This window comes from Agrobacterium sp. 10MFCol1.1 (genome assembly GCF_000381165.1).
GTDB lineage: Bacteria > Pseudomonadota > Alphaproteobacteria > Rhizobiales > Rhizobiaceae > Agrobacterium > Agrobacterium tumefaciens.
The window spans coordinates 334,212-355,888 of record NZ_KB906072.1; the positions used below are offsets into that span (position 1 = coordinate 334,212).

A 21,677-nucleotide genomic window follows, 5' to 3' on the forward strand; every position below is an offset into this window, starting at 1 on the left:
GGTTCAGACGGCCCTTCCCATCTTGCCAGGATTGAAGATGCCCGCCGGATCGAGCTTTTCCCTGATGCGCGCAGACAATATGGCCTCCGCCGTCGGGCGCGGTTCGAATGCCGGCACGGTGGCGCGCACCGTGTCGCTCGCCCGCATCAAGGTGGCGTGCCCGCCGCCGAGCGCGCGGATGGCACCGCGCAGCAATTCCGCTTCGGGGTCCGCCTCCATCTGCATCCAGATGAGACCACCCTGCCAGTCGTAAAAGGCATCGATACCCGCTTCCATGCGCAAGGCAGCAACCAGCCTGTGGCCTTCGCTCGGCGCGACCGAGACTTTCCAGAGCGGTTTGGCATCTTGCCCGGCATAGGGCGCGACATTCCGCACCTGCCGCCATAAAACAGCACTCTCCTCGCCTTCCAGCAGCGCCCATGGGCCAACCCGATCCATGACGGAAAGGAGTTTCGCCGCGCGCGCCTCGACGGAAGCCCCGAGCCCTTCCAACCGCAGGATTGTCGCCGGACCTTCCGGCAGCGCGCCTGCGATGAAATGGGAGCGAACGCTTTCCGGCAGATGGGCCGCACCGGAAACCTCGACGCTCATCGCCATCGCTGCCGCCATGATCCGCGTCGCGGCCTCGTCGTCCAGACCGCAGACAACCACGGTTTTTTCCGCTGGCGGTTTCGGCAACACGCGGAAGGTTACTTCCGTGAGAAAACCGAGCGTGCCGTGTGAACCCGCCAGAAGCTTCGAGAGATCTAGCCCGGTGACATTCTTCATCACCCGGCCACCCGCCTTGATGACTTCCGCCTTTCCATTGACGAAACGGATGCCGAGCAGGCTGTCACGCGCCGCACCAGCCACATAACGGCGCGGGCCGGAAACATTAGCAGCAAAGACGCCGCCGATGGTCGGCTCGCCTGTGGTTCCCATGATCGGGCGGTGGTCCATCGGCTCGAAGGCCATCATCTGCCGGTTTTCCGCAAGGGCGGCCTCGACGGTGGCGAGCGGTGTGCCTGCTTTGACCGTCATGACCATTTCTGCGGGGTTGTAGGCGATGATGCCAGACATTGCGCGGGAGGAAAGCGTTTCATCTGCCTCGACCGCATTGCCGAAACCGGAGCGGGTGTTGCCGCCGATGATTTTCAGCGGGGTTTTTCGGGTTGTGTGGTCGCGGATGATGTCGGCGACCTGGGTTTCTGCATAAGGGGTCAGCATGGGGTGCGCTCCGAGCAAGAGATACCCTCCTCTGCCCTGCCGGGCACGGAGGGGTGAGCCGCACCCACCAAGGCTACAAAGCTAAAATACATCATCCCCTCCCCTCCAGCGGAAACACCTTGGAAGGGTTCATCAGCCAGCCCTCGTCAAAAGCAGCACGAACCGCCATCTGCTGGGCAAGATCAGCCTCGGCATATTGGTGCCGCATCAGGTCGCGTTTTTCGATGCCGACACCGTGTTCGCCGGTGAGGCAACCGCCCGCATCGACGCACAGCTTCAGGATTTCATTGCCCGCCTCTTCGGCCCGGGCGGCGTCTTGCGGATCGTTGGCGTTGAACAGGATCAGCGGATGCATGTTGCCATCGCCCGCATGAAAGACATTAGCGACGCGAAGGCCGAGGCGGTCGGTGATTTCGCTTGTTTTTTTCAGCACATAGGAAAGCTGGGAAAGCGGCACCGTGCCATCCATGCAGATATAGTCCGCGATGCGGCCCGTTGCGCCGAAAGCGGATTTCCGGCCCTTCCAGATCGCCGCGGCCTCCATGGCCGACTGGCATTCCCTGACCGTCTTCACGCCGTGTTTTTTCGCAATGGCGACAATATCGGCCAGCATGGCGTCCATTTCCGCCTCCGAGCCTTCGACCTCGACGATCAGCAGCGCGCCGACATCCAGCGGATATCCGGCCTTGGCGAAGGCCTCGCAAATCTCGATTGCCGGCTTGTCCATGAATTCGATGGCGACAGGAATGATGCCCGCGCCGATGATATCGGCCACGCAGGAGCCAGCTTCTTCGGAAGTTTCGAAACCAAACAGCACCGGGCGCGCGCCCTCCGGCTTGGCAATCAGCCGCACCGTCGCCTCTGTGACGATGCCGAGCTGGCCTTCCGAACCGCAAACGAGGGCGAGAAGATCGTAACCGGCGGCGTCAAGATGCTTGCCGCCCAGCTCCATCACCGTGCCATCGACAAGCACCATTTTTACGCCGAGCAGATTATTGGTGGTGACACCGTATTTCAGGCAGTGAGCGCCGCCGGAATTCATGCCGACATTGCCGCCGATGGTGCAGGCAAGCTGGGAGCTTGGGTCCGGCGCATAAAAGAAGCCTTCCGCACCGGCCGCATCGGAAATGGAGAGATTGGTGACGCCCGCCTGTACCCTTGCCGTGCGATTGTAAAAATCGAGTTCGAGGATCGCGGACATCTTCGAAAGGCCGATCACCACCGCATCTTCCTGCGGAATGGCGCCGCCGGAAAGCGAGGTGCCCGCGCCGCGCGGCACGACAGGAATGCCGTAACGGTGACAATATTTCAGCACCGCTGCGACCTCTTCGGTGGTCTTCGGCAAGGCGACGGCCAGCGGCAGGCGGCGGTAGGAGACGAAAGCGTCGGTCTCGAAAGGCACGAGCTCACGCGGCTCGTGCACGAGACAGTCTTCGTCCAGGATATCCTTCAGATCGGATATGATGCGGTCACGGCTCAATAAAACCGCCGCACGCGGCTCCAGAAACTTGATCGGCTGCGTCACCGCCCCCCTCCTCCATGCACGTCTTGCCAAGTGGTATTGTTTCTTTACCACTTTGAAGGAGCGCAATCAAATGCTAAGGATTTTTTCCGTTCTGGAAATAATCGGGAGGCAACTGTGACAAATCTGGGCGACCTGGAGGTCTTCGCAACCGTTGCCGCCTCCGGCAGCATGTCGCTTGCCGCCAAGGAGCTTGGTTATTCGCCCGCTGTTATTTCCAAGCGCATCAAGCGGCTGGAAGAAAAGCTCGGCGCACGGCTGTTCCAGCGCACGACAAGGCAGATCTCACTGACCGAAGCGGGCCAGGGCTTTTACGAACGGGTACTTGCCGTGTTGGAAGGGCTGGAGGATGCCGAGGATTTCGTGTCTGGGCGCGCCAACACCGTCAACGGCACGCTGAAAATCTCAGCTCCCACCTCCTTCGGTCGCATGCATATCGCGCCGCATCTGAAGACGTTCATGGAGCGCCACCCGGACCTGTCGGTCAATCTGGTGCTCAGCGACGAATTCATCGATATCATCGAAGGCGGTTACGATCTGGCGATCCGCATCGCTGATCTCAATTCCTCCAGCCTCGTCGCCCGCCGGCTGGCGCCGGTGCGCCGCGTGCTATGCGCCTCGGCGGAATATGTCACTGCCCACGGCATGCCGGCGACGATCGAGGACCTTAAGAAGCACCGCTGCCTGCCGGCCCACAACAACGATATCTGGCGACTGGAAGGACCGGGCGGGGCGCTCAGCATCCGCCCGGAAGGCATGCTGGTCACCAATTCCAGCGAAGTGATCCGCGAGGCGGTGATATCGGGACTGGGAATTGCGTTGCGCTCCACCTGGGATATCGGCCACGAATTGCGCGCCGGCCGGCTGGTGCAGGTTCTACCCAGCTATGGGGGATCGCGAAACGTCACGCTGTCGGCGGTCTATCCAAGCCGCCAGTTCCTGCCCGCGAAAGTGCGGCTGTTCATCGACTATCTCGCCGGACTTTACGGCCCCTCACCCTATTGGGAGCATGATTGACGCCGGTATTCAGTGCCCGCCCTCGACATGGGAGCGGCGAATGCGGCGCACCACCCACCAGACGCCGAGCACGGCAAAGGGAACGGAAAGACCGGTGACCACGGCGGGATCAACCGGCAGCACGTCGTGGCTGATCGCCTTGGTGAGATAACCGATCAATCCGACGACATAATAGGAGATGGCGGCGACCGACAGGCCTTCCACCGTCTGCTGCAGGCGAAGCTGCATGGCGGCGCGCTTGTTCATGGTGTTCAGGAGCACCGTGTTCTGCCGTTCCAGTTCCACGTCGATCCAGCTTCTGACGAGTGCCGTGGCGCGATAGAGCTTGCGCGACAGGTTGGCCTGCCGCTCCTCGACCGACTGGCAGGTGCGCATGGCGGGCGCCAGACGCCTTTCCAGAAAGCTGCCCATGGTCTCGTGCCCCTGAACCGGCGTTTCCGCAAGCGCGCGAATACGTTCACGCACGATGCCGTCATAGGCGCGGCTGGCGCCAAAACGATAGAGGCTGAGCGCGGCATTGGCTTCCAGTTCCGCCGCAAGCCGGGTCATCTCCGCCAGCAGCGCATCGGCCTCGTCGCGCGCGCCGTTTTTCATGCGCTGGGTGATTCCCGTCAGGCCATCTTCGATGCGACGGATTTCCGGCGACAGCGTCTGCGCCATCGGCAGTCCGAGCATGGCGAGCGTGCGATAGGTCTCGATATCCAGCAGCCGCTGCACCAGCGCACCGCGGCTGTAATCGCTCAAGCCACGGTCGATCACCAATATCTGCGTCAACCCGTCGCGATCCTGACGGAAATCGGTGAGGATCGCCGCCTGCCCGTCGCGCACGTCGCTGTAACAGAGGCTCGTCGGCTCGAACATGGTCTCCGCGTTGGGGGCCGTTGCGCCATCTGGACGGATTTCCAGCCGTATGCCTGATATCAGGGAGCCGGGTGGTGAAAAACCGTCGCCGAACGGGTCGCCGACAATATCGCCGCCGAATTTTTCCGGCGCGGGGCCATCCCAGAACCATGTCGAGAATTCGGTATGCCGCTCCCAGCGCAGCGTGCCCTGCCCCCAGGGCATGGCATGGTGGCGGGCATCCCGTTCCGGCGGCGCGACACCCCGGCTGCGCGACATCTCCGCAATGACCGAGTGATGCACGGCAGAACCGCCATCCATCATGAAGGCAAGCTGGACGATGATGCGCGACGGCGCGAGAAGCACGGTCGGCCGCGCATGAACCTCGCCGAGAGCCAGCGATCTTTCCGGCGCGCTTGCGAAAGCAAATCTACCCTTGGCCATAGCGATATCGTCCCCGCCTGTTTCGCCGGTTTTCTAGAACATCCATCGCGATGACGACACCGCAATCGAAGCATATGTAATTGTTTTGATGCACCTGACGGAGAAAACCCGCCATTACCACCCTGTGCGGGTGCTTTAACAAAAGCCAGTTTAAAAAGGCAGGTGCCGTGTTGCCGCAGGCATGGCGCAGAGCTTACGGCAGAACTGGACAGAATATTTGACCAGTGCGATGCTTCGCTGATAATTTGCCCCATCGAATACGGGGCGGGACTTCGCCGGAGAATGTTGCGATGGACGAAACACTGTTCGCCCGAATAGAGCACAGCCGCACATCGCAGGAGGTGATCTTACGTTTCGAGGAGCTCATCCTCGACGGCATATTGCGGGATGGCGACCGGCTGCCCGGCGAGCGTGAACTGGCGCAGAAGCTCGATGTATCGCGGCCAATCCTGCGGGAAGCGCTGAAGGAACTCGAAACGCGCGGCCTTCTCACCAGCCGGCACGGCGGTGGGACTTATGTGGCCGATATTGTCGGTCCGGTCTTTTCCGATCCCTTGAGCGCGCTGATCACACGCCACAGCCGCGCAACGCGGGATTTTCTGGAATATCGCCGATATATCGAAGGCATGACCGCCGAACTTGCGGCACAGCGGGCGACGGAACCGGACAGGCGCAACCTTGCGGCTATCGTCGAAAAAATGCGGGAGGCCCATGAGGCTGGCCGCTTCGAAGAAGAACTTGCAAGCGATGTGGAATTTCACAACGCCATCGGCGAGGCGGCACATAATATCGTGCTGATGCACACATTGCGGTCCTGCTACCGGCTCCTGAGCGACGACATCTTCTATAACCGCCATCTCATATTCAGCGTCGCAGGTGCGCATGACGAGGTGTTGAGACAGCATATCGCCATCCACGAGGCCATTGCGGGCAGTAATGCGGCAGGGGCAAGGGCTGCGGCGGAAACCCATATCGATTTTATCGTGGACACCACATCAAAGGCGCATCAGGCAAGGGAATGGGACCGGATTTCACGCCTGCGACAACAGCAGCGCAACGCCTGAAAACAGCTTCAGACGAAATGCGGCATCGCTTTTCTTCAGATTTTATGGAACCTTTTGTCCTCTTTGGTCTTTTTCTGGGGTTAATTGGAAAAATTTACCAAGATGGGACCCATGACGACCACGAGCGAAACTGAACGCTATCCAAGGATAGCTCTCATATCGACGCATGGCTATGTCGCCGCGCACCCGCCACTCGGCGCAGCGGACACCGGGGGACAAGTGGTTTATGTGCTTGAGCTTGCACGCAAACTCGGCCAGCTCGGTTACACCGTTGATCTCTATACCCGCCGCTTCGAAGACCAGCCGGAATTCGACGAGGTTGACGAGCGCGTCCGTGTGGTGCGCATTCCCTGCGGCGGGCGCGATTTCATTCCCAAGGAATATCTGCACCGCCACCTGATGGAATGGTGCGAAAACGCGTTGCGCTTCATCAAGAAAAACAACCTCAACTACTCTTTCATCAACAGCCACTACTGGGATGCGGGCGTTGCCGGGCAGCGGCTTTCCGAGGCGCTGAAAGTCCCGCATCTGCACACGCCGCATTCGCTCGGCCTCTGGAAAAAACGCCAGATGGAAACCGATTACCCGGAAAAGGCCGATACCTTCGAACTTGAGTTCAATTTCAAGGAACGTATCCAGCACGAACTCATCATCTATCGCAGTTGCGACATGGTGATTGCGACGACGCCGGTGCAACTCGACGTGCTGATCGAAGATTACGGTCTGAAGCGCAAGCACATCCACATGATCCCGCCGGGTTATGACGACAACCGCTTCTTCCCCGTCTCGGATGCGACGCGGCAAATGATCCGGCAGCGTTTCGGTTTCGAGGGCAAGGTGGTGCTGGCGCTTGGACGCCTTGCCACCAACAAGGGTTACGACCTTTTGATCGACGGCTTCTCGGTTCTTGCGGCGCGCGAACCGGAAGCCCGCCTTCATCTGGCCGTCGGCGGCGAGAATATGGACGAGCAGGAAACCACCATTCTCAATCAGCTGAAAGAGCGAGTCAAATCGCTCGGGCTGGAGGACAAGGTGGCGTTTTCCGGCTATGTCGAGGACGAGGATTTGCCTGATATCTACCGGGCAGCCGATCTTTTCGTTCTTTCGAGCCGTTACGAGCCATTCGGCATGACCGCAATCGAGGCGATGGCGAGCGGAACTCCAACCGTGGTAACCATCCACGGCGGGCTGTTCCGCGCCGTCAGCTACGGCCGCCACGCGCTGTTTGCCGATCCTTTCGATAAGGAAGACCTTGGCATCACCATGATGAAGCCGTTCAAGCACGAGCGGCTGTATGGGCGGCTTTCCCGCATGGGGGCGCACAAGGCGCGCAGCCTGTTCACCTGGACGGGAATCGCGCAGCAATTGCTGGCGCTGGTGGAAGGCAGGCCGCTGATGCCGGTTCTGGAAGAATCCGATTGGGCAGAGCCATGGAACGACGGCGATTGAAACCGCTTCGCCTGTTTTCCACCGATCTCGACGGAACCGTCGTCGGCGATAACGCCGCTACGCGCCGGTTCCGCGATTTCTGGCATTCGCTGCCGGACGATCTTCGCCCGGTTCTGGTCTTCAATAGCGGCAGGCTGGTCGATGACCAGCTCGCCCTCTTGGAAGACGTCCCTTTGCCGAGGCCCGACTACATTATCGGCGGGGTCGGCACCATGCTGCACGCAAGAGAGCGGGGCGAGCTTGAAAGCGCCTATACGCATTCGCTCGGTACGGGTTTCGACCGGAAAAAGATCGCCGATGTCATGGCCGGCCTGCCGGGTGTGACCATGCAGGCGGAACGCTATCAGCATGGCCTCAAATCCAGCTGGTTCCTGCATGGTGCGGATGAGAAGATGCTCAGTGATATCGAAGCCACGCTCGTTGCGGCGGATATCGATGCCCGGATCGTCTATTCCAGCAACCGCGACCTCGACATATTACCCAAGGCCGCGGACAAGGGTGCGGCATTGGCGTGGTTATGTGGACAACTGCACATTGGTCTCGACGAATCAGTGGTTGCGGGCGATACTGGCAACGATCGGGCGATGTTCGAGTTGAATGGTATTCGCGGTGTGATCGTTGGCAATGCCTTGCCGGAGCTTCTTTCGCTGGCGAACAATGACAGCCGTTTTTTCCTCTCGCGCGCGACCGAAGCTGACGGTGTGATCGAAGGTCTCCAGAATTGGGGATTGCACGCTGGCCAACGCAGTTCCGGCAATAATTCATAGCGGTTTTGCGTTCTGAATAGCGTAAAACAGAAAAAATGCAGTATTTCCGCGATCGGTCGCTGACGGTTACGTACCGGGCAAAGCCTTCGTTCGCACCCCTGCCACATCCCCTGCTGCCTACGATCTTCAACGGCATGAAGACAATCGTCGGTTATGCGTGAGAGGGGATTGGCGGGACATAAAGGATATCTATATTAGCAGTTACGACTAACAGGCGAAGAAGGATCCACACGGATTGAAGATTTTGAATCGATTGGCGACAGATGTAGGCTTGATGTTGCGCAGACCGCCGCGACAGCAATACGCAGCGCTGTGCTATCGATCGTCCAAAAAACATCATGAGCCGGAAGTCCTGTTGCTGACAAGCAGGGATACGGGGCGCTGGGTCATTCCCAAAGGCTGGCCCATGGCCAACAAGAAGGCGCATGCCGTTGCCGAACAGGAAGCCTACGAGGAAGCCGGTGTCAAAGGCAGGGTGGATAAGGCCCCGTTCGGCTTTTATGAGTATGAGAAAAAGCTGAACAGCGGCATCAATGTGCTGTGCAAGGTTCAGGTACATCTGCTCGAAGTGGCGGAGTTGCAGGACAGCTTTCCCGAGAAGGATTCCAGACGGCTTGAATGGGTTACTCCCGAAGAGGCCGCCAAACGGGTCAACGAGCCGGAACTGAAAGCGCTCATGCTCACTTTCGACAAGCGGATGGCGCTTTCGAAATAGCGTCCTCGCCCGAATAGTGGCAATCTGCAGTTTGTTTTTCCAACATGGCTTTTACTGTCTTTCATTTTGGAAAGATGTGCGAGATGTAACAGTCTTTCTGTAAATTGCCTTCAGCCCGCGACATTGCCGGACGAATGGGAATGCTGGCGAACGAGGTCTGAATGGCAATAAAGCCGCCACCGAACATGAAGCCGACGCTCGACAAGGATCTCGAGAAGATCACCCGTGTCGAAGAGGCGACGCTGCACGTCACGCAGCAGCTTGCCGGCCTTGGTGCGGGGGTGATGTTCGTTGTTCTGGCGGCGATATTTGCGGGCGCCTTCGTCACGGGCACGGCGGGCGCCGTCATCATCATCGCAGCCGTTGCCATCGGCGCCTATATGGCAATCAACATCGGCGCGAACGATGTGACAAACAATGTCGGCCCGGCGGTCGGCGCCAAGGCGATGCCGCTTGCAGCGGCACTCATCATCGCCGCCATCTGCGAAATCGCGGGTGCCTTGATCACCGGCGGCAACGTCGTCGAGACCATTTCCAGCGGCATCATCAACATCCAGACCATTCCCGACCGCACCGTGTTTTCCTGGGCTATGTTGTCGGCCCTTCTCGCCGCCGGTCTTCTCGTCAATATCTCGACCTGGACGAAAGCGCCGATTTCCACCACCCACACGGTGGTTGGCGGCGTTGCGGGGGCTGGAATGGCGGCCTATGGCATCCGGGCAGTCGACTGGCTGTCGCTTGGCAGCATCGCCTTTGCCTGGGTTCTAGCGCCCTTTATAAGCGCGGCCATCGCCATCGCCCTCCTTGCATTCATCAAGGAATTCATCATCTACCGGGAGGACAAGATCGACGCCGCGAAGCGTTGGGTTCCTGTTCTGATCGGCATCATGACCGGGGTCTTCACCGCTTATCTCATCTGGGTTGGGCTGAGGCAGATCGTGCATGTCTCGCTTGGCCATGCAAGCGGCATCGGGCTTTTGACCGGCCTCGTCGCCTGGCGGCTGTGCGTGCCGATCATCCGCAAACAATCGGTGGGATTGGAAAACCGCAACCAGTCGCTTCGAACGCTGTTTCAGTGGCCGCTCGTTCTTGCGGCTGGCCTCATGTCCTTCGCGCATGGGGCAAATGACGTTTCGAACGCCATCGGCCCGGTGGTGGCAATCGTGCGAGCACTGCACGACGAGGCAGTGGAGACGTCCGCCCGCGCGCCGCTCTGGGTGATGCTGGTGGGCGCATTCGGGCTTTCCTGCGGTATTCTTCTCTATGGCCCGCGCCTCATCCGCCTTGTCGGTGAACAGATCACCAAGCTTAACCCGATGCGCGCTTTCTGCGTTTCCGTGGCTACGGCTCTGACGGTTCTCGTCGCATCACGCTTCGGCCTGCCGGTCAGCACCACCCATACGGCGATCGGCGCCGTGTTCGGCGTCGGCTTCTTCCGCGAATGGTACACGCAGGCGTCTCGACGGCGGCAGGAACTCGTCCAGGCCGGCACCAGTCAAATCCGCCGGGCCGATCGATATCTGGACAATCCTTCCGAGATACGCCGCCGTTATCTCGTCCGGCGATCCCACTTCATGACCATCATCGCCGCCTGGCTGGTGACCGTTCCCGCAAGTGCTACGCTTGCAGCACTGTTATATTGGCTTATGTCCTTCCTCTTTCTCTGACGCTGAAACAGAAAAGTCCCATGCGCGCAAATTTCCGGATGCAACGCCTGTTCGTCGAAACCCCGCTTGTTGCGGGCGCGGCGCAGGAAGCGACGACCGAACAGTTCAATTATCTCGCCAATGTGCTGCGCATGACCGATGGCGCGGAAATCCTGCTGTTCAACGGCCGCGACGGCGAATGGAAGGCGAGGCTCTCCTTTCCGAGCCGCAAGAAGATCACCCTCATCCCTCTGGAACAGACACGGCCCCAGCCGCCGTCATCGGATCTGTACTACCTGTTTGCGCCGCTGAAAGTCGGACGCATGGATTATCTGGTGCAGAAGGCGGTCGAAATGGGGGCCGGTCTTTTGCAGCCGGTGATGACACAGCATGTGCAGGGCAAGATCCACAATACCGAAAAGCTGCGCGCCAATGCCATCGAGGCCGCCGAGCAATGCGGCATCCTGTCGTTGCCTGACGTGGCCGAGCCGGTGAAACTGAAAGACATGCTCCAGACCTGGCCCCAGGATCGACGGATCATCTATTGCGACGAGGGCGACGCGGGCCAAAATCCGCTGCCTGTCCTGCAATCCATCAAGGAACGCAAAATCGCTCTTCTGGTCGGCCCGGAAGGCGGGTTTTCCGAAGAGGAAAGAGAGCTGCTGCGCAGCCTTGCCTTCGTCACCCCCATCCCGCTCGGGCCGCGTATCCTCAGGGCCGATACGGCTGCGGTCGCAGCCCTTGCGGTCATTCAGGCATCGATCGGCGACTGGAATTGACCTATCTGGCACATGTCTTTATCGCAAAACCGCTGCACAGTTTTACACGACATGCGCTGGACCATTGCGCTTCATGCATCTTTAAAAGAAATTCATTTGCCTCCGGATACGATCCGGCTCTATCTGCCACACATATGCCTCGCCGCAACAGAGACGTCATAACAAGGTAAGCCATGGCACGCGATACGACCGACCAGACACCCCTCTCCTCCGTCACGGAGCTTACAGATTATCTGGCCGGCGGTTGCAGAGCTGAAGCCGACTTCCGCATTGGCACCGAGCACGAGAAATTCGCCTTTTTCCGCGAGGGCAACCGGCCGGTTCCCTATTTCGGCGAGGCCAGCATTTCCGCTCTGCTGAAGGGCATGCAGGAAAAGCTCGGCTGGGAGCCGATCATGGATGGTGAAAACATCATCGGACTTGGCGAACAGCACGGCATGGGCGCCATATCGATCGAGCCGGGCGGCCAGTTCGAACTGTCAGGTGCCCCGCTCGAGAACCTGCATCAGACCTGCAAGGAATCCAACCAGCATCTGGCGACCCTGCGCGAAGTGGCGGAGCCGATGGGCATCCGTTTTCTCGGCATAGGCGGCAGCCCGCTGTGGAGCTATGACGAAACACCGCGCATGCCGAAATCGCGCTACGCGATCATGACGCGCTACATGCCGAAGGTCGGGACCAAGGGTCTCGACATGATGTACCGTACCTGCACCATTCAAGTTAACCTCGACTTCTCTTCCGAAGCGGATATGCGCCAGAAGATGCGCGTTTCCATGAAGCTCCAGTCGCTGGCAACCGCACTGTTTGCTTCCTCGCCCTTTACCGAAGGCAAGCCGAACGGCCTGCTTTCCTGGCGCGGCGATATCTGGCGCGATACCGACAATCGCCGCTCCGGCGTGCTGCCCTTCACCTTCAATGACGATTTCGGCTTCAAGGATTATGTCGAATGGGCGCTGGATGTGCCGATGTATTTCATCGTGCGCGACGGCAAGTATCACGATTGCACCCATGTCACCTTCCGCCAGTTCATGAACGGGGCGTTAAAGGGTGAAATCGCTGAATGGGAACCGACCATGGGTGACTGGACGAACCATCTCTCCACGCTGTTCCCCGATGTGCGCCTGAAGCGCTTTCTGGAAATGCGTGGTGCCGATGGCGGCCCATGGAGACGCATCTGTGCCCTGCCCGCTTTCTGGGTCGGCCTTCTCTATAATCAGGAAGCGCTTGACGCAGCCGATGCGCTGACAGCTGGCTGGAGTTTCGATGAGGTCATCGCCCTTCGCAATACCGTGCCGACCAAGGGGCTGGCGGCGGAGATCGCCGGCAAGCCGCTTCTCGGTTTCGCCCGCGAGGTGCTCGACATTTCCCGCACCGGCCTCAAGAACCGCAACCGGCTGAACGGCGAAGGCCAGGACGAAACCGTGTTCCTGTCCTCGCTGGACGAGGTTCTTGCCAAGAAGACCACGCTCGCCGAAGACCTGCTTGCGCTCTATAACGGCCGCTGGGGTGGATCGGTGCTGCCAGTATTCGATGAATATCAGTATTGAAGCATTCCGCTGAAACTGCGCAGCGGCTTTACGTCCGGACAATGCGCAAAACAGGCAAGGCGTTGCCATAAAAAAACCCGGTGCGGCCGAGGGGCCTGACACCGGGCAAAGGCAGGGTTATTGGCAAATCACCCTGCGGGGAAAACCTTATAGGTTCGCAAGCAATCCCGGCGTCTGGAGGTACGCCGGAATTGCACGAACACAAGCCTAGAGCGTCTTGAACCGCGTGACTGAGCGCGTGCGTGCGGCGCGGGTCAGATGGGCGGTCGGATCTTCGAGCAAGCCGGTATTGAGCGCGTTGGTCACATCCGAGCGCGCCAGCCCGATATCGGCGAGCAGGCGATCGTCAAGCTCCGTGAGACCATTTGCGACGATACGATTGTAGATGCGCTGCACAAACGTTTTCACGGTGGAAGCAACACCGAAAGCGATGCGACGCAGGGTGTCGCTCTGCTGGCCGGTTGCGAATTCCAGTTCCATTTTCCGTTCTGCCGTGCGCATAACAATGATCCTTCCGTAACGGCACGATGCGGCACCGCTCCCGACGCACCGTGCGCGGGAAGCTGCCTTGGGTTGGGGGCCTGACGATGTGCCCGCCCCGGGGTTGAGATTGATTTGCTGGGTGTCAAAATGTCGCAAGACTATTGATCAGTCCAACGAATGTTTCTAATGTGAGACATCAATCATTCTGATGGATGAGTATCAATGTCCGCACCTCTCGACATAGACCAGCTGCACACCTTCATCGCCATTGTCGATACCGGCAGCTTTACCAAGGCCGCTGAGCGCGTTTTCAAGACGCAATCCGCCGTATCCATGCAGATGCGGCGACTTGAGGAGCGGATCGGCAAACAGCTCTTTGCAAAGGACGGGCGCGGCAACCGCCTGACGGCCGAGGGCGAGAAACTGATGAATTATGCCCGCCGCATCATTCGCCTTAACAACGAGGCGATTGCGGCCTTCGATGACAACAGGCTCGAGGGCACGTTGCGCATCGGCACCCCGGACGACTATGCCGACCGCTACATGCCAGAGATCATCGGGCGTTTCGCCAAGACGCATCCGAATGTCGAGCTTTACATCGTTTGCGAACCTTCGGTGAGCCTTGCCGAAAAAATGGCGCGCGGCGAGCTGGATATAGCACTCGTCACCCACAATCCCCGCGCCCGCTCCTCCGATGTCGTGCGCACCGAGCCACTCTGCTGGGTCACCTCCGCGAACCATCCGCTGAAGGATGATGCGCCAGTGCCGCTGGCTGTCGGCCGGCGCGACTGTCACTGGCGCCAACTTGCCTGCTCGGCGCTCGATGCCGACGGGCGGGATTATCAGGTGCTGTTCACCAGCTGGTCTTCCACCGTGGTTGCCGCCGCCGTGCTGGCAGGTATGGCGGTTTCCGTGCTGCCGGAATCGGCGCTGCGTACCGGCATGAAGGTTTTGACCGCCTCGGACGGTTTCCCACCGCTGCCGCCGGTCCAGATCGGCCTGATGAAACGGCCCGGCCTGTCGCCCTCGCTGGTAAACGCCATCACAGACCACATCACCGCCTGCCTCGACAACATCTCTCCGATGAACGTCGCCGATGAGCTGGATAACGATGTGAAGACCTACCCGAAGATGCCGCGCCTGCGCGCCGGGCACATGCTGCCGGGCTGGTGAATGGGTCCGCAAATGCGGTCGTGTGAGACGCCTTAACCGGGTAAGCTCGGCCTTTCCATCGTCCGTCTTCGCTTTCCAGCCTACCGCGCACGCAGCGATGCGACAGCCAGCAGCGTGTCGCCGCTGATGCCCACCGAGCCGCTGCCGTTGAACAGCATCATGATCGGGTTGGTGGTGTTCTGCTTGTCGTCGTACATGATGGTAAAACGGGCGATCAGCTTCTTGACCTTATCGGGGTCCTGAAAGTCCTCGATGTCGAAATATTTCTTCATCATCGCCACCTGCGTATCGACCCCGGCATTGCCGAGTTCATCGGGAATGCCAAAGGTGGTCGTGATGAAGTTCTGGATCGCGGTGTCGGCAAGAATGGAGTAATAGGACGTTGTTCCCGCCGCCATTCGCTTGAAATAGAGCGCCAGACGCACGCCCGCGTTTTCTTCACCTGCCTGCGTCTCCAGCGTCTGCGTCAGATAATTGTCCAGCGTCTCGTAGAGGCCGCGACGAGTCTGGATGGAGCTTCGATCCTCGCGCAGGATATTACCGTCCGTATCGAAATTGAACGCGGTGACGAGACGGCGAAAAGCCGGGTCCATCTCCTTGTTGAGATAGCTGTCCTTGTCATCCAGATTGGACGTGAACATTTTTTGCAGCTGGTCCTTGGTGACCTTCGTCGGGTCGATGCCAAGCGATTCCATCGCGAATTTCGTCAGGCGATCATTCCCCAGAAAATCGCTGAGCGTCTTGACCTTCTGTAGCTCCGAACGGAAAAATTCCGCCTCCTTCTTGGCGGCTTCCTTTTCCTGGTCTGTTCCGAAGGCTGATTTCTTCTTGATGTAGTCGACCGACATGCTCTGAATTTCAAGTTCGGACTGCGCAAGAACCGGAGAGCCTGGCGATCCGTCAGACTTGAAGTTGAAGAGTTCCGCGAGTTTGACGTAACGGTCGTCTTTCAGCGCATAAACGTAGCTCTTCTTGTCCAGCAGGTCGCTGGTCAAGGCTCTACGAACGTCCGCAATATTCACCTTCGTCGGATCGAGGCCGACCGCCTTGAGCGCATAGGTGTAAACCGCGCTGCTTTCCAGGAAGTCCGCAACGGATTTGACGTTGGCAATATCGCTCTTGAACAGCTTCAAAGCGTTTTCGTCAGCGGCTTCGTCCTTGTCGTTATAATGGTTCATGTACCCGTTGGTCGTGGTAACGGTCTGGGTCGTCGTCTGTGGTGCCGTACCGTCCGGCAGCGTTCCATCCCCCTTGAAATTGAACGCTTCGCGCAATGCGATGTAACGTTTGTCGCCATTGCCGAACTTGGCGATATAGTTGTTCGGATCGCTGAGATCGCTGGTCAAAATGTTCTCGATCGTCGCATTGACTATGGTCAAGTCATTCAGGTCGAATGCGACCTTGATGTAATTCACCAGACGCGGGTCTGCCATTAACTCATCGACGGTCTTGATCGAACCGATCTTCGATTCGAAATAATCCCTGTTCAGGGTGGCAACGGTCGGGGTCACACGCGGGGCACTGCCGACATAGGCCTGGGTCAGGATCTTGACGTTGTCGGCCGTCTGCGCCTGGCCGGCCGCAACGGTACCGTCATTGGCAAATTCGAAAGCCTGGGCCATCTGCGCCATCGTATTATATTGCGAGACGGTATTGGAGAGCTGGGTCTGCTCCGCCGTGATGGAGGCAAGGGTCGCCGCCCACTGGTCCTTCGGCGGCAGCACGGCTTCAAGCTGGGTGAGCTGATCCTGCCGGGTGGTTTTCTCTGTTTCAAGGGCGGTTCGCTGTTCGGCGGTCAGCGTGGTATCAGCCAGCGCGGTATCGATGGCCTTTATCCGATCCGTCACATCCCCATGCAACTCGATATTGCCCTTGGTCGTAAGCTTTTCCACGGCAGCGGAATAGGCCGCGCCGAACTTCTGGTTCAGATAGCTGTTCGGGTCATCGATATCGCTCGTCATCAATCCCTTGATGTGGGAATAGCTGTAGGTCTTCTCATCAACGCTGAAGACCTCGAAGATGTAGGCGCGGGTTCTATCGTTCTGAAGCAGCTGGTCCACGTTCGTGACCGTTCCGATGATCGCCTTATAATAACGGGTTTCTTCGGACAGGCTATCATCGAGGTTGGTGATCGAGGTGTCGTAAAGCCCGATCATCTTGTCGAGCTGCGCCTCCGTCTGCACCGTGGTGGTGGACTGCGTGAAGTTGAAGGATGCGGCAAATTCGCGATAACGTTCATCGGTCAGCTTGTTGGCAAAGCTGTTCTGGTCGTTCAGGTCGCTTTCCAGCACCTTCTTCATGAAGGCCTTGGCGTAGGTCATCTCGCCGAGACCGAAGGCATCCATGGCATAGGAATAGAGCTGGTAGTTATTGAGGAACTCGTCGACGCTTTTTACATTGCCGATGTTTTCCTTGTAATATTTCGTCTGCCGCTCGACGATCCCCTGCTGCGACACGCGTGAAATGCTTGCCTTCATATCGCGGTTGATGAGGTCGTAGCTCAGAAAAGTCGATACCATGCGAATGCCCCCTGGAGCACCGCGCATCACGCTGGATACGGCCGGCTCCGGTTTTGAATTCGCCCACCACACCTCCATCCGGACGCACGGCAGGCCTTGGCGCGACTGTGCATGACGCGCCTTGCCCGGAGCTTGAAAGAGCACAGTTTCGGGACTGAGAAAAATCGCATTGTCTCAATCGGCTTTACCTCAGCGAAACCATGCCACGGTGGGTTTTGCTAACCATTTGGGAATGCAAAGTTTTCTTAACCGCGATTTTTAAGCAGTCTCGAACATGCGGCGGATATTCTCCTGACATCAGAGGACGAAAAGTCCCGATGAGAAGACCGGAAACCGGCTCTCAGGTAAAACAAGGGTAGAATAAACATGACCAAGACCGTTCTGAAGCCCGACTGGGCCGTCGCCACACTCAGACTCGACCCGGCACGTTTTCCGCAACAGGTCACCTATGGCAGGGGCAATGGCGCAACCGATGTTGCCGTCACGCTCGATGAACGGGGCGCCGTTCTGCGAAAGGTCCTGTCCTCTTCCGGCCTGCCTTTGTCCTTCGCCCTGCCAGCCCGCGCTTTCAAGGGCGTTGCCGCCCGCGCCATCGACCATGGTGATGGACAGGTGACGGTGACGCTGGAGCTTCACCACGACGATCCGGAACTTTGCGTTCCGCTTCTCGTCGCCCATGATCTTTGCGACATCGCCGCCGACTGGCGCAGCTGGTCCGAGGCCTACCGCATTCCGATGCTGATGGTGGAGGCCGATGGCGTCGCCCGTCCGCTGGAAGAACATCTCGGCAAGGTGCGCACCAAGAACAGCCGCCCCCGTCGCCGGCACTCCTATTTCGCGGATCGTCGCCCGCGCTTCCTCGTGCGCCGCTCCACCGGTTCTCTCGGCATGAGCATGAAGATCGAGGGCAAGGAAATCATCGCTCGCAGCTGATAATCTTCAGACAAAACAATAAAAAGCCCGGCGCGGATATCGCGGCCGGGCTTTTTTGCATCTACCTTTCAACAACCTCACGCCAACAGAAGCGGCAGAATGAGACCGGCGAAAATCAGCACGCCGACGCGGTTGTTGGATTTAAACAGCACAAGGCATTGCGCCACGTCGTCGATATCGAGCACCCAGACCTGCCGGAAAAGCATGATGGCGGCGGCGGCAAGGCCGCTATAGGCGATCAGGTTAACGCCCGCTCCCCAGAAGGACAGGGCGATCATGACAAGGGCTGTGCCATAAAGAAAAACCAGCCAGCGATGTGTGTTGTCTCCAAACAGCAGCGCAGTTGAACCGATGCCCACTGCCGTGTCGTCTTCCTTGTCCTGATGGGCGTAGATTGTATCATAACCGATCGTCCAGGCGATGGAGCCGACATAAAGCAGGACAGCAGGCCAGGCGATGGACCCGAACTGCCCGGCCCAGCCCATCAGCGCACCCCAGGAAAAGGCAAGGCCGAGAAAAAATTGCGGCCAGTTGGTGAAGCGCTTGGCGAAGGGATAGATTGCCACGAAGACCAGCGAGAATATGCCGGTGGCAATCGCAAATCCGTTGAACTGCAACAGCACCACGAGTCCGGCGAGCGCCTGCAACACGATGAAGACCTTCGCCTGCGCCCTGCTCACGCGACCAGATGGCAGCGGCCGCGAGCGAGTGCGCGCAACGGCCATGTCGATCTTGTGGTCCGCAAGATCGTTATAGGTGCAGCCCGCGCCGCGCATCGCCACCGATCCGATGAAAAACAGCGCCAGATGCCAGATCAGCGTGCCCCAGGAAAAACCGCCGCTTGCTACCGCGGCATTGGCCGCGAGTGCTGCGGACCAGAAACACGGCCACATCAGCAATTGCCAGCCGATGGGGCGGTCCCATCTTGCTAGCTGCGCATAGGGCCAGAGGGGTCTCGGCAAAATCCGATAGACCCAGTTGTTGGATGGTGCGTCGGAGACGCGGTCTGACAAATCGCTGTGGTGAACCATGGGGATGGTTCTACAGCATCGGCAGGCGAATCGGAATCGATTTCAGCACTTGGCCGTAGCCACAAAAAAGCCCCGCAACGCTTTCGCGGCGGGGCTTGGGGTGGGCATATTCGCCTCGCCTCAGGGCAGCGTGAAGCCGAATTTGTAGCTTGCCTGGACGCCGACGACGAACTGGTTCTTGGAGCCGCGCTCACGCACCAGCGAGCTGTCGGCGGCATCGCCCGTCAGGCGGCGATATTCGGCGAAGGAACCAACTTCAGCGGCTTCCGTGACCTTCCACGTAATGGCGGCGCCGACGCCGGCGGAATGCAGGCCGCCGCCGGGGCTGTAGGGCGATGGCGCGCCGGCCGCTGTCTGCGCGGCGCTTACGCCGTAATAGCGTTCATTGTATTTGCTGCTGACCCATGTGGCGCGCGGGCCGGCGGAAATCTGGATACCGGGGGCGATATCGGTGAAGACGTCGGCCGAGAGGTCGGCGACCACGCCGCTATGGCTGCGGATGCCCTGACGGGCTTCGCCGCGAATACGCAGCCAGTCGGTGGGATAAGCCTCGGCGAAACCGCCAAGCTCGCCGCCGCGCTTGATGCGGGTCATGCCTTTCAGATCGGCCGAATCCTTCTGGTCACGCGGAGACACCAGCTTTCCCGCAAGACCCATACTGATCGGGCCATTGTCCAGCAGCGAGATCGAGGCGCTGTCGTTGCGCGACGTGAAACGCGCGCCCTGACCCTGACGGCCGAGAGAAATGATGGGCGAAAAGCCGAATTCGTTCTTGTTGTCGCCCTGATATTTCGGCGCAGAAAAACCCGAACCGCCGAGCTTCAAATACCAGTCGCCGGAAAACCAGCCATCGGCATGGGCGTTACCGACGGCAAAAAGCGATAAAACACAAGCGGCGACGGCCGCTGATGGCTTGAACATGAAAATAACCCCAGGAAACGCAATACAAACAGGTAAGCGTAGAATTAGAGGGATTCCGTTTCCATTCCATTAACCAGCGCGAGAAGGCGGCGATTAGCTCTTCCGTCATTCCGGCCCTGAGCCGGAATTCAGACGTCGCGCGTCTGCGCGGCAGGAAGCCTTCTTTCAGCCCAAGGACTTGGGCCGACTGGATGCCAGATCAGGTCCGGCTTGACGATGGCGAATGGACAAGCCTTAGAACATAACCTTCGCAAGCGGCGGCCGCGTCTTTTCGAACTCCAGCAGTTTTTCCTCGTTGCGGGCAATGTAGTCGCGATTATGCGGAACGGCGTCGCGATCCTTGGCGAGCTGGATCTGGAAAATATGGAAATTTTCGTGGGTAAAGGCCATTTCGGACCCCGCCAGATAAAATTCCCACATGCGGAAGAAACGTTCGTCATAAAGTGCTACCGCCTCTGCCTTGCGCGCCACGAAACGTTCGCGCCAGTGCCGCAGCGTATGCGCATAATGCATGGGCAGGATTTCGATATCCTTCACCAGCAGCCCAGACTTCTGGATGGCCGGCAGCACCTCGGCAAGCGAGGGGATGTAACCACCGGGGAAAATATATTTTTCGATGAAGGGATTGGTTGCAAGTGCCGGACTGGGCTGGCCGATGGAATGCAGCACCATTACGCCCTTGTCGTCCAGAACCTCCGCCACCTTGTCGAAATAATCGCGGTAATGGGTCGGCCCGACATGTTCGAACATGCCGACTGAGACGATACGGTCGAATTTCTTCGAGGCAGGCAGGTAACGGTAGTCCTGCAATTCGAAACGAACATTGCCGGCAAGCCCACGTTTTGCTGCACGGTCGCGGGAAACGCGCAGTTGCTCCTCGCTGAGCGTGATGCCGGTCACATCGGCACCTGCACTTTCGGCAATATACATCGCCATGCCGCCCCAGCCGGATCCGATCTCCAGTACGCTCTGGCCCGGCTCCGTCATCAGCTTGGCGGCGATGTGCCGCTTCTTGGCGACCTGCGCCTCATAAAGGCTGATGCCCGGCGGATTGAAATAGGCGCAGGAATATTGCCAGTCCTCATCAAGGAAGATGTCGAACAGCTTGGCGCTCAGATCATAGTGATGGGCGACGTTGCTCTTGTTGTGGTTTACCGGCAGATGCATCCTGATGCGGGCGGCGATGATGCGGGCCATACCACGCCACACCATGCCGAAGGACAGCGCCTCGCTTAGCGTGTTGCTTTTAACCAGCGCCAGAAAGTCGTAGATGTCGCCCTCGACGACCTGCATACGGCCTTCCATATAAATTTCGGCGAGTTTCAGCGCAGGATCGGCAGCGATCTCCTGCATGGCAGCTTCGTCGGTGAAATTCAGAACCACCCTTGTTCCGGTACCGTTACCAAATGTACGGCTACCACCCGGGCTATTGACGACAAGATTACCGTTCTTGATTATCTTTTCGAGAAGAACATGCAGAGACGACGCCATGGCACCCCCAATTGCTAAGTCTCACTTATCAATTTTTCTGACCGTATTCCTTTCGGCACAAGTTTCAAGATAGTCTTATTTCAAAAAAATTGAACGATTTCATCAAGCAAAAAGCCCCACCGGGGTTTCC

At 58.8% G+C, this 21,677-nt stretch carries 18 protein-coding genes; 10 read left to right on the top strand and 8 right to left on the bottom strand.

The genetic code is table 11. The features are described from left to right. Positions 1-3: 3 nt before the first annotated feature. Positions 4-1,206 carry a glycolate oxidase subunit GlcE gene (gene glcE / locus F617_RS0101790; RefSeq protein ID WP_019564250.1) on the bottom strand — a complete coding sequence of 401 codons (1,203 nt, stop codon included), beginning with the start codon at positions 1,204-1,206 and terminating at the stop codon, positions 4-6. Positions 1,207-1,297: 91 nt separating this feature from the next. Continuing rightward, positions 1,298-2,731 (bottom strand): FAD-linked oxidase C-terminal domain-containing protein, encoded by a 1,434-nt coding sequence (locus F617_RS0101795; protein ID WP_019564251.1) that lies wholly within the window; start codon positions 2,729-2,731, stop codon positions 1,298-1,300. Positions 2,732-2,845: 114 nt separating this feature from the next. On the opposite strand from F617_RS0101795, the gene F617_RS0101800 reads away from it, so the two are divergent. Then, positions 2,846-3,745: a LysR family transcriptional regulator gene (locus tag F617_RS0101800; protein WP_019564252.1), complete on the top strand. Its 900-nt coding sequence runs from the start codon at positions 2,846-2,848 to the stop codon at positions 3,743-3,745. 9 nt (positions 3,746-3,754) lie between these two features. Here the strand turns inward: F617_RS0101800 and F617_RS0101805 are convergent, their stop codons facing one another. Continuing rightward, a complete protein-coding gene (locus tag F617_RS0101805) occupies positions 3,755-5,029 on the bottom strand; it encodes a DUF3422 family protein (RefSeq protein ID WP_019564253.1) in 1,275 nt (424 codons plus the stop codon). A 290-nt stretch (positions 5,030-5,319) separates the two neighbouring features. Here F617_RS0101805 and F617_RS0101810 point away from each other — a divergent pair, with 290 nt between their 5' ends. From F617_RS0101810 to F617_RS0101845, 7 genes are all read left to right on the top strand, one after another. Next, on the top strand, positions 5,320-6,093 hold the full coding sequence (locus tag F617_RS0101810) for a FadR/GntR family transcriptional regulator (RefSeq protein ID WP_019564254.1): 774 nt from the start codon (positions 5,320-5,322) through the stop codon (positions 6,091-6,093). A 102-nt stretch (positions 6,094-6,195) separates the two neighbouring features. Next, positions 6,196-7,542, top strand: coding sequence for a glycosyltransferase family 1 protein (locus tag F617_RS0101815; protein WP_004432251.1), 1,347 nt, complete (start codon positions 6,196-6,198; stop codon positions 7,540-7,542). Next, positions 7,539-8,309 carry an HAD-IIB family hydrolase gene (locus F617_RS0101820; protein WP_019564256.1) on the top strand — a complete coding sequence of 257 codons (771 nt, stop codon included), beginning with the start codon at positions 7,539-7,541 and terminating at the stop codon, positions 8,307-8,309. Before F617_RS0101815 ends, F617_RS0101820 begins: the two co-directional genes overlap by 4 nt. A gap of 274 nt (positions 8,310-8,583) precedes the next feature. Further along, on the top strand, positions 8,584-9,024 hold the full coding sequence (locus tag F617_RS0101825) for an NUDIX hydrolase (protein WP_013635535.1): 441 nt from the start codon (positions 8,584-8,586) through the stop codon (positions 9,022-9,024). A 161-nt stretch (positions 9,025-9,185) separates the two neighbouring features. Next, entirely contained in the window at positions 9,186-10,691 is a 1,506-nt protein-coding gene (locus F617_RS0101835) for an inorganic phosphate transporter (protein WP_025592560.1), read from the top strand. Positions 10,692-10,711: 20 nt separating this feature from the next. Beyond that, entirely contained in the window at positions 10,712-11,449 is a 738-nt protein-coding gene (locus F617_RS0101840; protein WP_019564257.1) for a 16S rRNA (uracil(1498)-N(3))-methyltransferase, read from the top strand. 173 nt (positions 11,450-11,622) lie between these two features. Continuing rightward, the gene (locus F617_RS0101845) at positions 11,623-12,996 is read left to right on the top strand and encodes a glutamate--cysteine ligase (protein WP_019564258.1); all 1,374 of its coding nucleotides are present in this window, start codon (positions 11,623-11,625) and stop codon (positions 12,994-12,996) included. A 207-nt stretch (positions 12,997-13,203) separates the two neighbouring features. Here F617_RS0101845 and F617_RS0101850 read toward each other — a convergent pair whose 3' ends face one another. Further along, positions 13,204-13,497, bottom strand: a complete 294-nt coding sequence (locus tag F617_RS0101850) for a DUF1127 domain-containing protein (protein ID WP_003515205.1) — start codon at positions 13,495-13,497, stop codon at positions 13,204-13,206. A 204-nt stretch (positions 13,498-13,701) separates the two neighbouring features. Here F617_RS0101850 and F617_RS0101855 point away from each other — a divergent pair, with 204 nt between their 5' ends. Beyond that, positions 13,702-14,652, top strand: a complete 951-nt coding sequence (locus F617_RS0101855; RefSeq protein WP_003515204.1) for a LysR substrate-binding domain-containing protein — start codon at positions 13,702-13,704, stop codon at positions 14,650-14,652. Positions 14,653-14,732: 80 nt separating this feature from the next. On the opposite strand, the gene F617_RS0101860 is transcribed toward F617_RS0101855, so the two are convergent. Then, a complete protein-coding gene (locus F617_RS0101860) occupies positions 14,733-17,171 on the bottom strand; it encodes a DUF1217 domain-containing protein (protein ID WP_026330621.1) in 2,439 nt (812 codons plus the stop codon). Positions 17,172-17,537: 366 nt separating this feature from the next. Between F617_RS0101860 and F617_RS0101865 the strand changes: the two genes are divergently transcribed. Then, complete coding sequence (locus F617_RS0101865) at positions 17,538-18,104, top strand: DUF6101 family protein (protein ID WP_003515202.1); 567 nt, start codon at positions 17,538-17,540, stop codon at positions 18,102-18,104. Between the two features lie 77 nt (positions 18,105-18,181). Here F617_RS0101865 and ubiA read toward each other — a convergent pair whose 3' ends face one another. From ubiA to F617_RS0101880, 3 genes are all read right to left on the bottom strand, one after another. Beyond that, entirely contained in the window at positions 18,182-19,135 is a 954-nt protein-coding gene (gene ubiA / locus F617_RS0101870) for a 4-hydroxybenzoate octaprenyltransferase (RefSeq protein WP_003515201.1), read from the bottom strand. A gap of 120 nt (positions 19,136-19,255) precedes the next feature. After that, complete coding sequence (locus F617_RS0101875; protein WP_003515199.1) at positions 19,256-20,056, bottom strand: MipA/OmpV family protein; 801 nt, start codon at positions 20,054-20,056, stop codon at positions 19,256-19,258. 234 nt (positions 20,057-20,290) lie between these two features. Further along, a complete protein-coding gene (locus tag F617_RS0101880) occupies positions 20,291-21,547 on the bottom strand; it encodes a cyclopropane-fatty-acyl-phospholipid synthase family protein (protein WP_019564261.1) in 1,257 nt (418 codons plus the stop codon). Positions 21,548-21,677 lie beyond the last annotated feature (130 nt).